The sequence below is a fragment of the Dethiothermospora halolimnae genome, from assembly GCF_037577855.1.
Classification (GTDB): Bacteria; Bacillota; Clostridia; order Tissierellales; family VENL01; genus Dethiothermospora; species Dethiothermospora halolimnae.
Window position 1 is genome coordinate 57,836 of the sequence record NZ_JBAKFX010000004.1, and the last position, 18,940, is coordinate 76,775.

Sequence of the window (18,940 nt, forward strand, 5' to 3'; positions counted from 1 at the left end):
ATTTAACAATCAAGCATTATGTTGGATAAAATATAAAACCTACTATTAGAAGGGGGACTTAAAGATGTCTTATGTTCAAGATGTACTAAAGAAATTAAAGGAAAGAAATGCCCACGAACCAGAATTTTTACAGGCAGCGGAGGAAGTACTTAAGTCTTTAGAGCCAGTTATTGAAAAACACCCAGAATACGTTAAAGCAAATCTTTTGGAGAGAATGACTGAGCCAGAAAGAGTTATAATGTTTAAAGTACCATGGACTGACGACGAAGGTAATGTTCAGGTAAATAGAGGTATGAGAGTTCAATTTAATGGATCTATTGGACCATATAAAGGTGGACTTAGATTCCATCCATCAGTTTATCTTGGAATTATTAAGTTCTTAGGATTTGAGCAAATATTTAAGAACTCACTAACAGGACTTCCAATAGGTGGAGGTAAAGGTGGTTCTGACTTTGATCCAAGGGGTAAATCAGACGGAGAGGTAATGAGATTTTGCCAAAGTTTCATGACAGAATTATTTAGACATATTGGACCAGACGTTGACGTTCCAGCAGGAGATATAGGAGTTGGAGCAAGGGAAATCGGATACTTATACGGTCACTATAGAAGACTTAGGGGAGCATTTGAAAATGGAGTGCTTACTGGTAAAGGATTAGCTTATGGTGGTAGTTTAATTAGACCAGAAGCTACAGGTTTTGGGGCAACTTATTTCTGTGAAGAAATATTAAAGCATGAAGGAGAAACTTTCAAAGGAAAAACAGTTGCACTATCAGGATTTGGTAATGTTGCTTGGGGTGCTGCTCAAAAGATAACTGAATTAGGTGGTAAAGTAGTTACTCTTTCAGGTCCAGACGGATATATATATGATCCAGATGGTGTTAAGGGTGAAAAAATAGATTATATGTTAGAAATGCGTGCTTCTGGTAGAGATAAAGTACAAGACTATGCTGATAAGTTTGGTGTAGAGTTCTTCCCAGGAGAAAAGCCATGGGGTGTAAAGGTTGATATAGTAATGCCATGTGCTACTCAAAATGAGATCTTAATGGAAGATGCTAAGAAGATAGTTGAAAATGGTGTTAAGATTATAACAGAGGCTTCTAACATGCCAACAACTAACGACGCATTAGACTATGTAATGGATAATGGAATAATAGTAGGCCCTGGTAAAGCTGCTAATGCAGGTGGGGTTGCAACTTCGGCTCTTGAAATGTCTCAAAATAGTATGAGAATAGCATGGACAGAAGAAGAAGTTGATGCTAAACTTCATCAAATCATGATAAATATCCATAAAAATGCTATGGAAGCTGCAGAAGAGTATGGTTTCGGTTATAACTTAGTTGCAGGTGCCAATGTAGCAGGATTTAAAAAAGTTGCAGAGGCAATGTTAGCTCAAGGAGAATACTAGAATTAAAGAATAAATAATAGAGAATAAAGAATAGATTAGGAAATCTTCGAAATAATTCGAAGCTACCATTTTAAATTTAAAAAACAAAGTGGCAAAGTCCACTTTGTTTTTGTTGTGTTTTTGTTGTTTTTGTTGTTTTTGTTGTTTGTGGTGTTTTTGTGTTGTTGGGGGATTCCCAATCCCCCAACTTTTTCTTACATTTTAAACTTTTTAATTTCTTTATTTAATTCCTTTGCAAGTTCATTTAATTCTTTAGCAGAGTGGGCAACTTTATCGATTGTTGTTGTTTGTTGCTCTATAGATGCGCTAACTTCTTCTGCTGAAGCTGCCGTTTCTTCTGATACAGCTGAGACATTTTGTATGGCAAAGACTATATTGTCCTTATCTTTACTTAAATCATCAATAAATGAACCTATATTATTCATTTTATTAGTTATATCCTCTATTGTACCGTATATATTATTGAAGGATTCGTTAGCTTCCCAAACTGCTTTATCCTGTTCTTCAGACATATTTTTAACTTCTTTAACAGTTTCCACACTATCTATAGCTTTAGATTGTATATCTACTACTATTTTCTTTATTTCATCAGATGCATCACTGGAACCTTCAGCTAATTTTCTGATTTCATCCGCTACCACAGCAAAGCCCTTCCCGGCTTCCCCAGCTCTAGCTGCTTCTATTGATGCATTTAATGATAAAAGGCTTGTCTGTTCTGCTAATGAATTAATAGTTTCTAATATATTTCCTATATTTTTAGTCTTTTCATTTAATTCATTAATAACCTGTTCAATTTTTTCTGTTGACATATTACTTAATTCAGATTTTTCTTTAAGACTATCTATAACTGTTATACCATTTTTACTAATGTCTACAACTTCAGTTGCAGATTTTGCCATATCATTATTTATGTTAAGGAGTTCGTTAAACTTAGTATCTAACTCTGCTGCAAGTTTAGCTCCTTGTTCCATTTCTATGGCCTGTTCATTAACACCTTTAGCTATTTCATCTACAGCAGTAGAGGCTTCATCTATAACTACAGAGGCATTATCCGATGAATTGGCAAGATTATCTGCAGAGTCTAAAAGAGTTTCACTAATATTATTACTTGTAGTAATTAAATCCTTTATATTAGTAACCATTATATTAAACTTAGAAGCGATCTCTCCAACTTCATCATTTGTTTTTATATTTAGTTTAGCTGATAGGTTTCCATTTGCAACTGAGCTTAGGCCATTTAATATTAGAGGAACTTTTCTTAACATAAACTTTGTTAATAACAATATTAATGCACTTAGTAATATACAACCTATGATATAAGTAGCTATAACAGTTTTTCTCACATTATTTACATAACTATCTATATATTCAGAAGGGATAATCATACCAACGGACCAACCATTTTCTTCAACAGGAACATAGGCTATGTATTTATCAGTTCCATCTAGATTGTAGGCTTCAACACCTTTCTCTCCTTTTAGCATTTTTTCCCCAAGGAGACTAAAATCTTCAGATATATCTGTAACTTTTTTCTCTAATATCCAATCCTTATTAGGGTGATATACTACTGTCCCTTTGTTATCTATTAGCATAGAGTAACTATTTTTCCCTATTTTATATTTGGACATTATTTCAGATAATCTAGTTATATATACATCAAGGGCTGACGCACCTATAGCCTTTGAACCATTAAATATTGGAGTCACAACGCTTATAACGGTTTTTCCTGTAACACCATCTATATATGGTGCAGTAAAGTGAGTTTCTCCCTTACTTATTGCCCTTGTATACCAGGGCTTCTTCGATAAATCAAATTCATTAGGTACAGTATATGACCTATCATTACTTATAAAACTATTATTATAATCTAATGCTAAATATGCAAGACCTAAATCTTTATCGGAATTTTTGATATTTTCCAATGTTGTAGCTACAGAGTCATAGCTAGGAAGAGTTTTTACTTCTTCTCTATCTATTATTCCTATTGTATCGTTAATATAATTTGTAAAGCTAGCAGTATTTGACATAGTCTTTGTAATGTTTCTCTTATCGGAAAAGAAATTATTTACCCTTGATGTAATTTCCTCGGATTTATTTATTACTTCCCCTAAAGCTATTTCTTTAATATTATTACTAACCCTCTTATCTATAATAAGACCCGAAACTAGAAAGATCAATATTACCAGAGGTAATATTATTAATAATAATTTGTTAGATATACTTGATTTTAATTTCAAATTTAATTCCTCCTTCTTTTTATATTTCAAAATGTCATTATTACAATATTCGACATAAAAACACAAAATCCTTTAATAAAATTGAAATTTTTTCAAAATATAGATGATAAAAGCTTTTATCATCTATATTAGTTAGGAGTAACGAATCAATAAAATATACCGATTAAATCCTAGGATTTAATCGGTATATTTTATTGCAAACTCCACTCTATTCATTTTTAAGTCTTGTAGCTGGGGTTTTTCATTTATATACCATTTGTATGTACTATTTAAACCTTCCTCTAAACCAATTTTAGGTACATATAAATTATGATATTTTAATTTTTCTATATTGAAAAGATAAGTAACATCTCTAAATGGGAAAAACTCCCTTGGACTAATAGCTGCTGTACTATAGTCAACTTTATGAATCTTAACTTTTTTATCCATAACCTTTAATGCAGTCTTAACTAGATATTCCCAAGTTATTTGTTCTCTATGGGTTACATTATATACCTCTCCTATAGATTTATTACAGTATATTGCACTTTCAAAAACCCTTACTAAATCATTAATATGAATAAATTGAGTTTTATTATAACCCTTTGGAATAGGGATATCTAATCCCTTATTTATTCTATCAAATAGATAAACTTCTCTATATAGATTATTGCCATCTCCATAAATATATGTTGGTCTAAAAATCGTAATAGGAAAGTTATCTGTTTTATATAGATCAAATAAATAATCCTCTGCTTTTTTCTTATTTAATCCATAATCATTCCAATTATTATTAAATCCCCGAGGATAATCTTCAGCAACCATTTTTTCAGTAGGCTTATATACAGCCCCAGAACTACAAAAGATATATCTTTTAAGTTTACTAGTATTTATAACAGAAGTAAGTTTTTCTACATCTTCGGATGTGTAGGCAGAAATATCAAATATAACATCGTATCTTTTATCTAATAGACATTTTTTCAAATCATCTGGAGAAAGTCTATCTCCTACAATATGATTTCTTATACCTTCATAGTTTACCTTTTTTATGCCTCGGGTAAAGATATCAACAGTATTTCCTTCATTAATCATATGCTTTGCTATAGAACTACTAACAAACTCAGTACCTCCCATAACTAGTATTTCCATTTTAATACCTCCTAAAGTATATTAAAATTCAAAATAACTACGAACCCACTTATAACATAAATCTAGATCTTTATCATTTACTAAATCTGAACGATGTTCAAACAATATTCTAATGTTTGGATTTATATTAGACATTATTTTTAAATAAGAATCTATATTAGCCCATCCATCTTTTGTATTTTGATTAGGGAGTACTGGAAAGTGTCTATCTTTAAGGGTTTTTCTCACACGAACATTAGAAATGTGAAGAAGATAAGTATACTTAGCCATATTCTGTACAAACTTTATAGAATCAAAGTTAGGGTTTACTTTATCCATAACATGGAGTCTTCCAGTATCTAGGCATAATTTTATATTAGTGTATTTTTTTAATAAATTTTCTAATAAATCTTCTTCATAAAAATACTTATTTAAATAATCATGTTCTAAGACTATTTGAACGTTATATTTATCTGACAAACGGGATAATTTTTCAAAGGCATTAATACAATCTTTTCTAAAATCTTCAAAGGAATAATCTTTTTCAAAAATGAATTCATTATCATAGGTAAATGCCCATGTATCAAAATTAAAATCATCATTAAGAATTACTGGTTTTGGAAAGTGCATAACCATGTATTTGGCATTAATATCTGTAGCAAACTTCAGTTCCTTTTCTATAGCATTAAAGGCATCAAGGCGTTCATCTTTGTCCTTTGATAGAATTAAAGGATCTCTGTATTTGTATATCTTTTTTCTTAAAGGAAAATGAATACCTATATTGAAATCATCGGTTTTAGCTATATTCTTTAGTTTATTAACCTCTTCATCACTAAAAAGACAAAATTCTATACCATTAATAAAATTGCGGAAGTCTCTTTTGTACTTTTTATCATCAAAAAATCCATGCATTCCAATTGAATATTCTGTCAAAATATTTCCTCCTTTTGTTGAAATCGTAGAAATATATTAGTTGTTGGGGGATTCGTAATCCCCCAATCTATCTTAATTATATTATAATATGATAAAATATATAAATAAAATTAATATTACTTATGCTGAATATAAGGAGAGGTTATATGATTGTAAATATGGAGCTCTATAAGGTCTTTTATTATGTGGTAAAAGCAGGGAGTATATCAAGGGCTGCAAAGGACCTATATATAAGCCAACCGGCTGTAAGTCAATCTATAAAGCAATTGGAGACGGAATTAGGAGGTAGAGTTTTTTTTAGGACATCAAAGGGGATTAGACTTACAAGTGAAGGGGAAGTATTGTTTAAATATATAGAGCAAGGATATGACTTTATAATGACTGCTGAAAATAAATTTTTAGAAATGAGAAATCTAGTTAAGGGACAGTTGAGAGTAAGTACAAGTGATACATTATGCCAATATTACCTATTGCCTTATCTTAAGGAATTTCATAGTAGATATCCTGACATAAATATAAAAATAAATAATCAAACTACCCCTGAAACTATAAAACTTTTAAAATCAGGCAAGGTAGATATAGGTATTGTAACATTACCAATAAAAAATGATAAAAACTTTTTGATAAAGGAAGTTTTTGAGATTGAAGATTGTTTTGTATGTGGAGAGAAATATAAATTTTTAAGTGATGAAATCATAGAATTAAAAAAACTATTAGAATATCCTATATTATTGTTACAAAGGGATAGTAACACTAGAAAATTATTTGATAAATATATTAGGGAACATGGATTTAATATAACACCAGATATAGAAATAGGAAGTTCAGATCTCTTGATTGAATTTGCTAAAATAGGCCTTGGGATATCTTATGTAGTAAAGGATTTTATAAAGGATAAACTAGAAAAAGAAGAGCTATATGAAATAAAAACAAAAGAGAAAATGCCTAAAAGAAGTATAGGATTAGTAACCCATAAAAATTTTCCAGTATCAGCTGCTGCTAAAGAGTTTATGGAGTTATTGTAGGAGTTAATAGTGTTTAATAGGATATATTAAGGTTATATTTATATATATAGGAAAAATCAGTTTTAGCTTAAGTTTTAGTCTTAGTAAATACAACTAGCTTTGCCTTTAACAAAGCTTTTACTCAAACTAAGACTTAAGCTAAGACTCAAAATAATAGGGAGGAAAAACTATGGATTATAATATAATAGAGAAAGATAATAAAATAATAATAGAAAATGTGAGTGACTTTGAACCTAAACATATATTTGAGTGTGGACAATGTTTTAGATGGAATGAAGAGGATGATGGAAGTTATACTGGGGTAGCCCATGAAAAAGTTATTAACGTGAAAAAAGAGGAAAATAATATTATTTTGTCTAATACTAATAGAGAGGATTTCAATAATATTTGGTATGAATATTTTGATTTAGATAGGGACTATAAAGCTATAAAGGAAGAATTATCTAGGGATGAAGTATTAAAGAAATCAACGGACTTTGGCTATGGAATAAGAATATTAAATCAAGACCCTTGGGAAATTTTAATATCCTTTATAATATCGGCAAACAATAGAATACCTAGAATAAAGGCTGCAATTGAATTATTGAGTGAGAAATATGGTGAATATATAGAGGAATACAATGGAAAGAAATATTACAGTTTCCCTAAACCAGAAGATATTACAGAAAAGTCTGTGGAAGATATAAAAAATTGTAAAACAGGCTTTAGGGCAAGATATATAGTAAATGCAGCAGATATTGTAGCCAGTGGTCAAATGGACATATATGCAATTAAAAATCTAACAACAGAGGATGCTAGAAAAGAACTTATGTTATTTTCTGGGGTAGGACCTAAAGTATCAGATTGTATTATGTTATTTTCAATGGATAAATATGATGCTTTCCCAATAGATGTATGGGTAAAAAGGGTTATGGAATACTTTTATCTAGATGAGGATACCAAACTTAAGGATATACAAAAATATGCTCAAAATAAATTTGGTAAATATGCAGGCTTCGCTCAGCAATATTTGTTTTATTATGCAAGGGAACTTAATTTAAAGAAGAATGGGTAAAAAAGAAAGAAGAAATTTTAAAAAGCAAAGAATAAAGGAATGGAGAATAAAGAATAGATAAGGAAACCTTTGACTGAAGTCAAAGCTCCTATCGTGTTGTTGGGGGATTCGTAATCCCCCAACTTATATAATAGAATTTTACGACCGCAGGGAGTAAAATAACCATATTTATTCTTTATTCTTTATTATCTATTCTCTAATTTATGAAAAGGGAGAAAAGAATATGCTAGGAACTGTTGTAAATTCTATATTAATTATTGTAGGGGCCCTGATAGGGGTATTACTTAAAAATGGACTAAAGGATAACTATAAGGATACTATAATAAATGGGTTAGGTCTTACGGTTATTGTATTGGGGCTAAAGGATGCCCTTACGGCTGAAAATACTTTATTGGTTATATTAAGTGTAGCAATAGGAAGTTTTATTGGAGAATTACTAAATATAGAAAAAAATTTAGAGAAGTTTGGTGACTTTATAGAAAAAAAGATGGGCAAAGGTGATTCTAATTTTTCAAAGGGGTTTGTAACAACCTCTCTTATTTATTGTGTTGGAGCTATGGCAATAACAGGGGCTTTAAAAAGTGGTCTTACAGGGGAGCACGATACATTGATTGCAAAGGGAGTAATCGATGGAATTACAGCTATAGTATTTGCATCTACTTTAGGAATAGGTGTAATGTTTTCTTCTGTATCGGTGTTTTTATATCAAGGGCTTATAACTATTTCTGCAGTTTATTTAAAAGATTATCTTTTAGAACCATCTGTTCAAGCCAATATGGTGGCCGTTGGAGGTATACTTATTATGGCTATATCAATAAATATATTAGAGATAAAAAAAATAAAGGTGGGGAATATGTTACCAGCAGTATTTATACCGTTGGTTTATTATGCTATTATGAACCTTTAGTTTAAAGAATAAAGAATAGAGAATAAAGAATAGATGAGGGAACCTTCGACTGAAGTCGAAGCTACATTAGATTAAAGAAGAATGGGTAAAGAAGAAAGAAGAAATATAAAGACAAAGAATAGAGAATAGATAATGAGATTTTACTCCCGTTGGTCGTAAAATTTCATTATGTAGGGACAGGGCATGCCTGGACCTAAGTTGTTCATTATTTTTTTATAAAATAGTAGCTCCGAATTCATTCGGAGGTTTCCATATCTATTCTCTATTCTTTATTATTTATTCTCTAAACTAAACTTGTTATGAAAAAAATAAATAATGGGAGATATATGAATAAAAATAGCAATAATTGAGAATAATCACAGTTGGTGGTTATTTTTATGCTTTTACGGGATTTGCTAAGTAATAGTCTATTATGTAATATATTAATTGTAAGTATTAGCACTCGTTAATGTTGAGTGCTAATAATAAAAAGTAAGTAAATGAATTTAAATTTATTATACAAAATAAGGAGGGTAATAAAATGACTATCAAGCCATTAGGTGACAGAGTTGTAATTAAAAAAGTTGAAAAAGAAGAAACTACAAAAAGTGGGATAGTATTACCTAACTCAGCTAAGGAAGAACCTAAAATAGCTGAAATTATAGCAGTAGGACCAAAGGTAGAAGAAAAAGGTGAAATAAAAGTCGGAGATAGGGTTATATTCTCTAAGTTCTCAGGAACAGAAGTTGAAGCAGATGGTGAAGAATATACTATATTGAAGTCAATAGATATTTTAGCAGTTGTTGAGTAATAAGGTTATATTTAAATCTTTATAAATCGAAAAGGGAGTGAATAAATTATGGCTAAAGAAATAAAATTTAGTGAAAATGCTCGTCGTGCCATGGAAAAGGGTATTAATAAATTAGCAGATACAGTTAAAGTGACATTAGGACCAAAGGGTAGAAATGTTGTTTTAGATAAAAAATTCGGATCACCACTTATAACTAATGATGGTGTTACTATAGCAAGGGAAATAGAACTTAAAGATCCATATGAAAATATGGGGGCACAGCTGGTTAAAGAAGTAGCAACAAAAACTAATGATGTTGCAGGTGATGGTACTACTACAGCTACATTATTAGCTCAAGCTATAATAAGAGAAGGACTTAAAAATGTTGCAGCCGGTGCAAACCCAATGATCTTAAGAAAGGGTATACATAAGGCTGTTGATGTTGCAGTAGAAGGAATAAAAGCTGATTCAAAACAAATAGCTGATAAAGAATCAATAGCTCAAGTTGCATCTATTTCAGCAGCTGATGAAGAAATAGGTAACTTAATAGCAGAAGCTATGGAAAAGGTGGGAAAAGATGGTGTTATAACTGTAGAGGAATCAAAAACTATGGGAACTACTTTAGATGTAGTTGAAGGTATGCAGTTTGATAGAGGTTATTTATCACCATATATGGCAACTGATACAGAAAAAATGGAAGCTTTATTGGAAGATCCATATATATTAATAACAGATAAGAAAATAACAAATATTCAAGATATATTACCAGTACTTGAGCAAATAGTACAACAGGGCAAACAACTGTTAATTATAGCAGAAGATATAGAAGGGGAAGCTTTAGCAACATTGGTTGTAAACAAAATAAGAGGAACTTTCAATTGTGTTGCAGTTAAGGCTCCTGGATTTGGTGATAGAAGAAAAGAAATGTTAAGCGATATAGCTACATTAACAGGGGGAGAAGTTATCTCTGAAGAGTTAGGATATGACTTAAAAGAAACTACATTAGAAATGTTAGGAAGAGCTAGTACAGTTAAAGTAGAAAAAGAGAACACCACTATAGTTGATGGTGCTGGAGAAGAAAGTGCCATTGAAGATAGGGTAAGACAAATAAAAGCTCAAATAGAAGAATCAACTTCAGAATTTGATACAGAGAAATTACAGGAAAGATTAGCTAAGTTAGCCGGTGGAGTTGCAGTAATCCAAGTTGGTGCAGCAACTGAAACTGAAATGAAAGAGAAAAAATTAAGAATAGAAGATGCTTTAGCTGCTACGAGAGCTGCTGTAGAAGAAGGTATAGTAGCCGGTGGTGGAACAGCATTACTTAATGTAGTTCCAGCTGTAGAAAAGTTAATTGATGAAGTTGAAGGTGATGTAAGAACAGGAATTAAGCTTATAAGAAGAGCACTAGAAGAGCCAGTAAGACAAATAGCTGAAAATGCTGGATTAGAAGGTTCAGTTATAGTGGAAAGAATAAAAGCAGAAGGAAAAGGTATTGGCTTTGATGCATTAAATGAAAAATATGTAGATATGATAAAAGCTGGTATAGTTGACCCAACTAAAGTTACAAGATCAGCACTACAAAACGCAGCATCAGTAGCTGCTATGGTATTAACCACTGAAAGTGTAGTTGCCGATGAAGAAGAAGAAAATGATGCCCCAATGGGTGGCGGAATGCCAGGAATGGGCGGCGGAATGCCAGGAATGATGTAGTTTAAAAAAGGTGGCGAAGTGCATGCCACCTTTTTTAATTGTTAATTTTTAATTGTGAATTGTTAATTGGTTTGGTGATAGAGGGTTTTTATATAATTCCCTCGTTGTTGGGGGATTCGTAATCCCCCAACTTTGTAAGGCCTGAATATATTCAGGCCTGTTTTAATGCCCTATAGTATAGAATAGTAATAAAACTATTTTAAGGAATATAATATACAGTATAATAGGTCTTCTAAAGAGAGTCTAAAGTTTCAATATATTGAAGTCTAAACACTTATGGTATAATAATGTTAATAATACCATATAAAGGAGGTAACTATGGAAATAGGCATAATAGAAATTATAGCTTTAATACTTTTTAATATAGACATTATTAGAACTAAGAAGATTGAAGGATGGTTTGTATATCTAGGATATATTTCATTTATCCCTGGTTTAATAGGCACCTTATTACTATCATTTAGTATTGTTAATAGTTTTGATGACTTAAAAATAAAAATAATAAGACTTACATTTTGGTTATTGATGTTGATATTAGGAGTTAATATTTTAAGAAGAAGTGATCAAAATTAGTTTAAGCCTTAGATAATATCCAATTCCACATAAGCTAAGGGTATCATCAATCACCCTAAACCTCCAATAATTAACAATTAACCATTAACAATTAAAAAAGCGACCACGTTTCCGGTCGCTTTTGTCTATATCAAATTGCTAAACTTATTATAAACATCCTTAACTTCCCTATCACTGACTAATTTTGTTTTAATCCAGCCCCGTTTATCTATGGCATCATATAGAGAGAATTCGTTTTTTTGGTTATTAGATAGACACTCAGAAAAAATATTTCGTAAAACTGGGCATGATGATTCCATTAATGCATTATTATAATCATTGCATATTTTTTTTTCCGATGACATTAAATCAAATAGAAGATCCTTTTCTGATAAAGTTTTATTAAACATGATAAAACCCCTTTCGCCGAAGCGGTGGCTTCGGAATTGTTAATTTTTAATTGTTAATTGTTAATTGTTAATTTTGGTGATTTAAAGTTTTTGCCTTGGACCGGCGCTTCGGAATTTTAAATTGTAAATTTTAAATTATAAATTGGTTTTATGTCTTCGTTATTGGGGGATTACGAATCCCCCAACAACAGGATTGGTGGTGTTTATAGTTTTTTGGTTATTAGTTATTCTTTTGTTTTAAACCAATTTTATTTTCGGCTCTTTCCCACCACTTTCAGGGCGAGAGGGCTGAATATATTCAGCCCCTACATAACAAAATTTGTAGCTTCGAATTCATTCGAAGATTTCCATATTTATTCTTTATTCTCCATTCTTTATTCTTTGCTTTTAAAATTCTTCTTTCTTCTTTACCCATTCTTCTTTAGATTAAGTAAGATAGTAATAGATGATAATTATCCCTATGTTTCTTACTTGCTTCATGGCAGATATTTTTTAGCTCACAATCTAAAAAAGACCCAGCTAGATTTAAATATTTTTTATAAAGTAAAGCTTCTTCGTTTAATTGTTCCTCTAATAGTGAAAGTAACTTGGTATCTAATTCTCTTTTTGAGCTAATGTTGGCCATAATATCCCTCCGTTATGAAAATCGATAGATTTATTTGTAATATTATTATTTAACAATAACCATAATATATAGCATGAAATAAATGAAATGACAAACAATAAAATAGTTTAAATGAAAATTATGTTATAATATACATTAATAAAGCTATAAGGAGTGAAATGATGTCATTAGAAGAAAAATACCAGAAATTGCATCAAATAATAAAAGAATTAAAAAAAGTAGTTGTAGCTTTTTCAGGGGGAGTAGATAGTACCCTTTTATCAAAAGTATGTTATGATGTATTAGATAATAATGCTAAGGCAATAACTGTATTAGGTCCAATGCATCCATCTAGGGAGATAAATGAAGCTAAGGAGTTTAGTAGATCAATAGGAATAGATCATAAAATGATTAAGATAAATGAGAGGGAGTTTAAGGATCTATTTAAAAATAATCCAACTGATAGATGCTATATATGCAAGAAAAAAGTATTTACATCAATAAAACAAGAAGCTAAAAGCTTAGGAATTAACTATGTATTAGACGGCTCCAATGTTGATGATTTGGGAGATTATAGACCAGGAATGAAAGCTATAGAAGAGTTGGAAGTTAAAAGTCCATTAAAAGAAGCTGGATTTACTAAAGATGATATAAGGGCATTATCTAAAAAGTTAGGGTTACCAACGTGGGATAAGCCAGCATTTGCTTGTCTTATAACGAGAATTCCATACCATAAAGAGATAACTAAAGATAAACTTAAAATGATCGAAAATGCTGAAGACTATTTGAGTAGTATAGGTTTTAAACAATATAGAGTAAGACATCATGGGGATATGGCTAGAATAGAAGTTTCTAGAGATGAAAGAAATAAATTTTTTAATATGGAATTAATGGACAAGATATCGGGTAAATTAAAAGAGATTGGATTTACCTATGTAACAATGGATTTAGAGGGATATAGTCAAGGGAAAATGAACACTTTCATTAAAGAAGAAAGTGTAAAGTAAGAAAGAAGAAAGATAAAAGCAAAGAATAAAGAATGAAGAATAGAGAATAGATAAGGAGATTTTACTCCCGATGGTCGTAAAATTTTATTAGAATAGAAACAAAGTGTCCTAGGCCACTTTGCACCATATCTATTCTTTATTCTCTATTATCTATTCTTTAAAAAAAGAGGGTGGTGTTTGAAGTGACAAATGAAGATATAAAGAAGATACTGGAAGGTGTAAAAGATGGTAATGTGGATATAGATTCTGCTATGGATAGACTTAAGGATCTTCCCTTTGAAGATTTAGGTTATGCTAAGATTGACCATCATAGGGGTCTTAGAAATGGATACCCTGAAGTTATATATTGTCAAGGAAAGTCTATAGAACATATAAAGGGTATTGTGGAGAAAATGTTATTAAGGGAAAATAATATATTATTAACTAGGGCAAATATTGATATATATAATGCAATAAAAGAAATAACCGATGATGTGGAGTACCATGAGCTAGCTAGAATAGTTCTAGTTAAAAAAAGGGAAATTGGAACAACAGATAGTAAAATACTAGTTGTAACGGGAGGCACTTCCGATATACCAGTGGCAGATGAGGCTTATATAACTGCTAAGGTTTTAGGCAATAGTGTAGACAAACTCTATGATGTGGGGGTTGCTGGAATACATAGACTATTATCCCATAGGGAAAAACTAGATGAAGCAAATATAATAATCGTAGTTGCAGGTATGGAAGGGGCCTTAGCCAGTGTAGTTGGAGGGCTGGTTGATAAGCCAGTAATAGCAGTGCCAACCAGTATAGGCTATGGAGCAAACTTCAACGGTCTAGCTGCCCTTTTAGCCATGCTAAATAGCTGCGCCAGTGGTGTTGGAGTTGTAAATATAGATAATGGATTTGGAGCAGGATATCTGGCTAGTACTATTAATAGGCAAATTGAGAAAAATAGATAACAGTTAATAACTAATAGTTAATAGTCAAAAGCAAAAGTAGCTTCGAATTCATTCGGAGGTTTTGTTAAAAATAATTGACAATTGACAATGGACAGTGGACAATTAAAGGTGATTTTACTCCCTTTGGTCGTAAAATATTATATATTAAATCGGTTTCAACCGATTTATACCTTAAACTGTCAATTGTCAACTGCATAACCCCCCCACAAGATGGTGGCAAAATTAGATCGCTGATTTTATTAATTATTAAAGAGGGAGATGAAAACATGGACAAAAAAATACTATACTTCGATTGCCTATCAGGTATAAGTGGTGATATGACCATTGGGGCTTTACTTGATTTAGGTGTTGACAAAGATGAGTTTTTAAATGAGCTTAAAAAGATAAAAGTGGATGGCTATAAGATAAATATAAAAAAAGGGCAGAAAAATGGTATAACAGGTACTAATTTCAATGTTATATTAGAAAGCCATGGTGATAACAATCACGGACATAACCATGGACATAATCATGATCATGACAATAAGCACCACAGCCACGATCAACATCATGGACATCACCACCACAGAAATCTCCATGATGTTGAACACATAATAGGGGATAGTGATTTAAATGATAATGTAAAAAAACTTAGTAAAGAGATATTTACATATGTGGCAAAGGCAGAGGCTAAAACCCATGATAAGCCAATAGAAGAGGTTCACTTTCATGAAGTTGGAGCAATTGATTCAATAGTTGATATAATAGGTGCAGCAATATGTATTGATAAATTAGGGGTTGATGAGATATATTCATCACCACTACATGTTGGTACTGGATTTGTAAATTGTGCCCATGGTAAAATTCCGGTTCCAGCACCGGCTACCCTTGATATATTAAGGGGAATACCAGTATATCAAAAAGGTATAAGAAGTGAACTTGTAACTCCAACGGGAGCTGCAATAATAAAGGCTTTAGCTAAGGACTTTATACCTATGCCAGAGATGGTAATAGAAAAAATAGGTTATGGCTTGGGGGATAAAGACCTCGAGATAACCAATGTATTAAGGGTAAATTTAGCTAAAAAAAAACTAAAGAGGATTTAGTTGTTTTAGAAACTAATATTGATGATATGAACCCAGAGATATATTCCCATCTATTTGACTTGTTATTTGAAAAGGGAGCACTGGATGTATATTTAACCAATATTATTATGAAGAAAAATAGACCCGGTTCAAAAATAAGTGTACTGTGCTATATAAAGGATAGTGGCATTTTAGAAAATATATTATTTAATGAAACAACAACATTAGGTATTAGAAAGTATAAAGTGGACAGAGAAAAATTAGATAGAGAGTTTATAAAGATAAAAACTAAGTATGGAAAAATAACGGTAAAGCTAGGATTAAAAGATGGAAAAATATTAAAGTATGCTCCTGAATATGAGGAATGTAAAAAAATCGCTAAAATAAAAAATATACCTTTGAAAGATGTATATAAAGAGGCTTTGAGTAATGTTAGTGAAAAATTAGAAAATTAAAAAACTTAGAAAAAAGATTGACAATGTAGAAATTCTTTGTTAGTATGTATAAAAATTAAACAGTTGAAATTAATATTTTTTTAAACTCATATATACCCTGGAATATGGCTGGGGAGTATCTACCGGATAACCGATAATTATCTGACTATGGGTGGAATTATTCTATTGTGATAGAACTAACACATAGATTCCACTCTTGGAGTCTGTGTGTTTTTTTTATAAACTTAAACTTAAACCTAAACTTAAACTAGAGAAATGATATATGTACAATATTGTATATATATCATTTTTCTAAAAGCAACCTTTTTTTAAAGAAGAATGGGTAAAGAAGAAAGAAGAATTGTAAAAGCAAAGAATAAAGAATAGAGAATAAATAAGGAAACCTTCGAATGAATTCGAAGCTACGTTATATTCCGTTGTTGGGGGATTCGTAATCCCCCAACCAATAAAATTAGAGAAGGTGAAAAACTGTGGGATTATGAATTCTCTAGTAACGAAGAAAATTTACAATTTAAAATTTTCAAGGTGCTCCAAGGCATAAACTTTGGATCACCAAAACTAACAATTAACAATTAAAAATTAACAATTCCGAAGCAAAGTTTCGGCATGCGTAGGGACAGGGCATGCCCTGTCCACCCGCCCTGAAAGTGGCGGGAATGGGCCGAAAATAAATTAAATAAGAAACAAAGAAAGACTAGCAATCCCAAATTATGTAACTAAATCAATTTAAAATTTATAATTTATAATTTAAAATTCCGAAGCAAAGCTTCGGCGAAAGGGGTGTAATATTATGGAAAAATTTTTAGGAGAAGGCTTAACTTTTGATGATGTTTTATTGGTACCAGCTAAATCAGAAGTTTTGCCTAAAAATGTAAAGGTTAATACAAAGCTTACTAAAAAAATAAAACTGAATATACCTATAATGAGTGCAGGAATGGATACGGTAACAGAGGCTCGAATGGCTATAGCTATGGCTAGAGAAGGTGGTATTGGAATAATTCACAAAAATATGTCAATAGAAGCTCAGGCCATGGAAGTAGATAAGGTTAAAAGATCAGAGCATGGTGTAATAACCGATCCTTTTTATTTATCTGAAAATCATGTTGTGGCAGATGCATTGGAATTAATGGAGAGATATCATATATCAGGAGTCCCAATAGTAAATGATAATAGAAAGCTAATTGGAATAATAACAAATAGGGACATAAGGTTTGAAACCGATACAACTAAAAAAATAAGTGGGGTTATGACTAAAGAAAATCTAATAACAGCTCAAGAAGGTATTTCAATGGACTCTGCTTTAGAAATAATGAAAAATCATAAGATCGAAAAGTTACCCCTAGTTGATAATGATGAAATATTAGTGGGATTAATAACTATTAAGGACATAGAAAAATCTATACAATACCCAAATTCAGCTAAGGATGATAACGGAAGGCTTTTAGCAGGGGCTGCAGTTGGAGTAACGGGAGATGTATTAGATAGAGTTGAAGCTTTGGTTGACTCTCAAGTAGATGTTATAGTTATAGATACGGCCCATGGCCATTCTAAGGGAGTTTTGGAAGCCGTTAAGAAAATAAAGGGACGTTTTCCAGAAGTACAGTTAATAGCAGGAAATGTTGCAACAGCAAGTGCCACAGAGGATCTTATAAATGCAGGTGCAGATGCAGTAAAAGTTGGCATTGGACCTGGCTCCATTTGTACAACTAGAGTTGTTGCTGGGGTTGGAGTTCCTCAAATAACTGCAATATATGATTGTGCAAATGCCGCTAGAAAATATGGTATACCAATAATAGCGGATGGTGGTATAAAATATTCAGGAGATATAGTAAAAGCCATATCAGCTGGAGCTAACGTTACTATGATGGGTTCCATGTTTGCAGGAACGGAAGAAAGTCCTGGAGAAACTGAACTTTATAATGGAAGAAGATTTAAAGTATATAGGGGCATGGGTTCTTTGGGAGCTATGGCAGCAGGAAGTAAAGATAGATATTTCCAAGAAGATAGTAAAAAGTTTGTACCAGAGGGAGTAGAAGGTAGAATTTCGTATAAAGGACCCCTTAAGGATACAGTATATCAGCTTGTAGGTGGCCTTAAGTCTGGTATGGGATATTGTGGTTCTGCTACAATAGAAGAACTAAAAGAAAAGGGACAATTTATTAAGATAACAGGAGCTGGACTTATAGAGAGTCATCCCCATGATATTCATATAACGAAAGAGGCACCGAATTATAGTAAACAATAATTAACCTTTGGTTAATTGGTGCAGAGTGCAAAGTACAGCGTGCAGGTATAAATTAAAGAAGAATGGATAAAGAAAAAAGAAGAATTAAAAAAACAAAGAACAACAAATAACCAAAAAACCATAAAACCGACTAATTCTGTTGTTGGGGGATTACGAATCCCCCAGTAACGAAGAAAAGTTATAATTTAAAATTTAAAATTCCAAAGTGCCGGTCCAAGGCACAAACTCCGGATCATCAAAGCTAACAATTAAAAATTAGCAATTAACAATTCCGAAGTATTACTTCGGCAGATGTAGGAACTGGGCATGCCCAGTCCACCCGCCCTGAAAGTGGCGGGAAGGAGCCGAAAATAAAACTGATAAAAAACAAAGAACAACTAGCAGCCAGAAACTACGTAACCGAATCAATTTATAATTTAAAATTTACAATTTAAAATTCCGAAGCATTGGTCCAAAGCAAAAACTCTGGACCCACACAAATTAACAATTAGCAATTAAAAATTAACAATTCC

The 18,940-nt window shown here is 31.6% G+C and carries 17 protein-coding genes and 1 riboswitch; of the genes, 12 read left to right on the forward strand and 5 right to left on the reverse strand.

Translation table 11 applies throughout. The features are described from left to right. The first annotated feature begins 64 nt into the window (after nt 1-64). Complete coding sequence (gene gdhA / locus V6137_RS02600; protein ID WP_425446323.1) at nt 65-1,405, forward strand: NADP-specific glutamate dehydrogenase; 1,341 nt, start codon at nt 65-67, stop codon at nt 1,403-1,405. 194 nt (nt 1,406-1,599) lie between these two features. On the opposite strand, the gene V6137_RS02605 is transcribed toward gdhA, so the two are convergent. The 3 genes from V6137_RS02605 to V6137_RS02615 all read right to left on the reverse strand — a co-directional run bounded on the left by V6137_RS02605 (nt 1,600) and on the right by V6137_RS02615 (nt 5,682). Continuing rightward, on the reverse strand, nt 1,600-3,642 hold the full coding sequence (locus tag V6137_RS02605) for a methyl-accepting chemotaxis protein (protein ID WP_425446324.1): 2,043 nt from the start codon (nt 3,640-3,642) through the stop codon (nt 1,600-1,602). A 177-nt stretch (nt 3,643-3,819) separates the two neighbouring features. Next, a complete protein-coding gene (locus tag V6137_RS02610; RefSeq protein ID WP_425446325.1) occupies nt 3,820-4,770 on the reverse strand; it encodes an NAD-dependent epimerase/dehydratase family protein in 951 nt (316 codons plus the stop codon). Nucleotides 4,771-4,791: 21 nt separating this feature from the next. Beyond that, nucleotides 4,792-5,682, reverse strand: a complete 891-nt coding sequence (locus tag V6137_RS02615; RefSeq protein WP_425446326.1) for a sugar phosphate isomerase/epimerase family protein — start codon at nt 5,680-5,682, stop codon at nt 4,792-4,794. A 146-nt stretch (nt 5,683-5,828) separates the two neighbouring features. Here V6137_RS02615 and V6137_RS02620 point away from each other — a divergent pair, with 146 nt between their 5' ends. The 6 genes from V6137_RS02620 to V6137_RS02645 all read left to right on the forward strand — a co-directional run bounded on the left by V6137_RS02620 (nt 5,829) and on the right by V6137_RS02645 (nt 11,720). After that, nucleotides 5,829-6,707 carry a LysR family transcriptional regulator gene (locus tag V6137_RS02620; RefSeq protein ID WP_425446327.1) on the forward strand — a complete coding sequence of 293 codons (879 nt, stop codon included), beginning with the start codon at nt 5,829-5,831 and terminating at the stop codon, nt 6,705-6,707. Between the two features lie 169 nt (nt 6,708-6,876). Further along, nucleotides 6,877-7,761: a DNA-3-methyladenine glycosylase family protein gene (locus V6137_RS02625; RefSeq protein ID WP_425446328.1), complete on the forward strand. Its 885-nt coding sequence runs from the start codon at nt 6,877-6,879 to the stop codon at nt 7,759-7,761. 223 nt (nt 7,762-7,984) lie between these two features. Beyond that, nucleotides 7,985-8,668, forward strand: coding sequence for a DUF554 domain-containing protein (locus V6137_RS02630; RefSeq protein ID WP_425446329.1), 684 nt, complete (start codon nt 7,985-7,987; stop codon nt 8,666-8,668). 520 nt (nt 8,669-9,188) lie between these two features. Beyond that, the gene (locus tag V6137_RS02635; RefSeq protein WP_425446330.1) at nt 9,189-9,458 is read left to right on the forward strand and encodes a co-chaperone GroES; all 270 of its coding nucleotides are present in this window, start codon (nt 9,189-9,191) and stop codon (nt 9,456-9,458) included. A gap of 48 nt (nt 9,459-9,506) precedes the next feature. Beyond that, nucleotides 9,507-11,147: a chaperonin GroEL gene (gene groL, locus V6137_RS02640; protein WP_425446331.1), complete on the forward strand. Its 1,641-nt coding sequence runs from the start codon at nt 9,507-9,509 to the stop codon at nt 11,145-11,147. 318 nt (nt 11,148-11,465) lie between these two features. Then, complete coding sequence (locus V6137_RS02645) at nt 11,466-11,720, forward strand: hypothetical protein (protein WP_425446332.1); 255 nt, start codon at nt 11,466-11,468, stop codon at nt 11,718-11,720. A gap of 125 nt (nt 11,721-11,845) precedes the next feature. On the opposite strand, the gene V6137_RS02650 is transcribed toward V6137_RS02645, so the two are convergent. Beyond that, nucleotides 11,846-12,109, reverse strand: a complete 264-nt coding sequence (locus V6137_RS02650) for a spore coat protein (protein ID WP_425446333.1) — start codon at nt 12,107-12,109, stop codon at nt 11,846-11,848. Between the two features lie 421 nt (nt 12,110-12,530). Then, entirely contained in the window at nt 12,531-12,734 is a 204-nt protein-coding gene (locus tag V6137_RS02655) for a hypothetical protein (RefSeq protein WP_425446334.1), read from the reverse strand. Between the two features lie 161 nt (nt 12,735-12,895). On the opposite strand from V6137_RS02655, the gene larE reads away from it, so the two are divergent. The 5 genes from larE to guaB all read left to right on the forward strand — a co-directional run bounded on the left by larE (nt 12,896) and on the right by guaB (nt 18,428). Continuing rightward, the gene (gene larE, locus V6137_RS02660; RefSeq protein ID WP_425446335.1) at nt 12,896-13,720 is read left to right on the forward strand and encodes an ATP-dependent sacrificial sulfur transferase LarE; all 825 of its coding nucleotides are present in this window, start codon (nt 12,896-12,898) and stop codon (nt 13,718-13,720) included. Between the two features lie 182 nt (nt 13,721-13,902). Then, nucleotides 13,903-14,664: a nickel pincer cofactor biosynthesis protein LarB gene (larB, locus tag V6137_RS02665; protein ID WP_425446336.1), complete on the forward strand. Its 762-nt coding sequence runs from the start codon at nt 13,903-13,905 to the stop codon at nt 14,662-14,664. 266 nt (nt 14,665-14,930) lie between these two features. Continuing rightward, complete coding sequence (larC, locus tag V6137_RS02670) at nt 14,931-15,749, forward strand: nickel pincer cofactor biosynthesis protein LarC (RefSeq protein ID WP_425446337.1); 819 nt, start codon at nt 14,931-14,933, stop codon at nt 15,747-15,749. A 26-nt stretch (nt 15,750-15,775) separates the two neighbouring features. Beyond that, on the forward strand, nt 15,776-16,183 hold the full coding sequence (gene larC2 / locus V6137_RS02675; protein ID WP_425446338.1) for a nickel pincer cofactor biosynthesis protein LarC2: 408 nt from the start codon (nt 15,776-15,778) through the stop codon (nt 16,181-16,183). Between the two features lie 66 nt (nt 16,184-16,249). After that, a riboswitch (purine riboswitch) is annotated at nt 16,250-16,351 on the forward strand. 622 nt (nt 16,352-16,973) lie between these two features. Further along, on the forward strand, nt 16,974-18,428 hold the full coding sequence (gene guaB / locus V6137_RS02680; protein WP_425446339.1) for an IMP dehydrogenase: 1,455 nt from the start codon (nt 16,974-16,976) through the stop codon (nt 18,426-18,428). Nucleotides 18,429-18,940 lie beyond the last annotated feature (512 nt).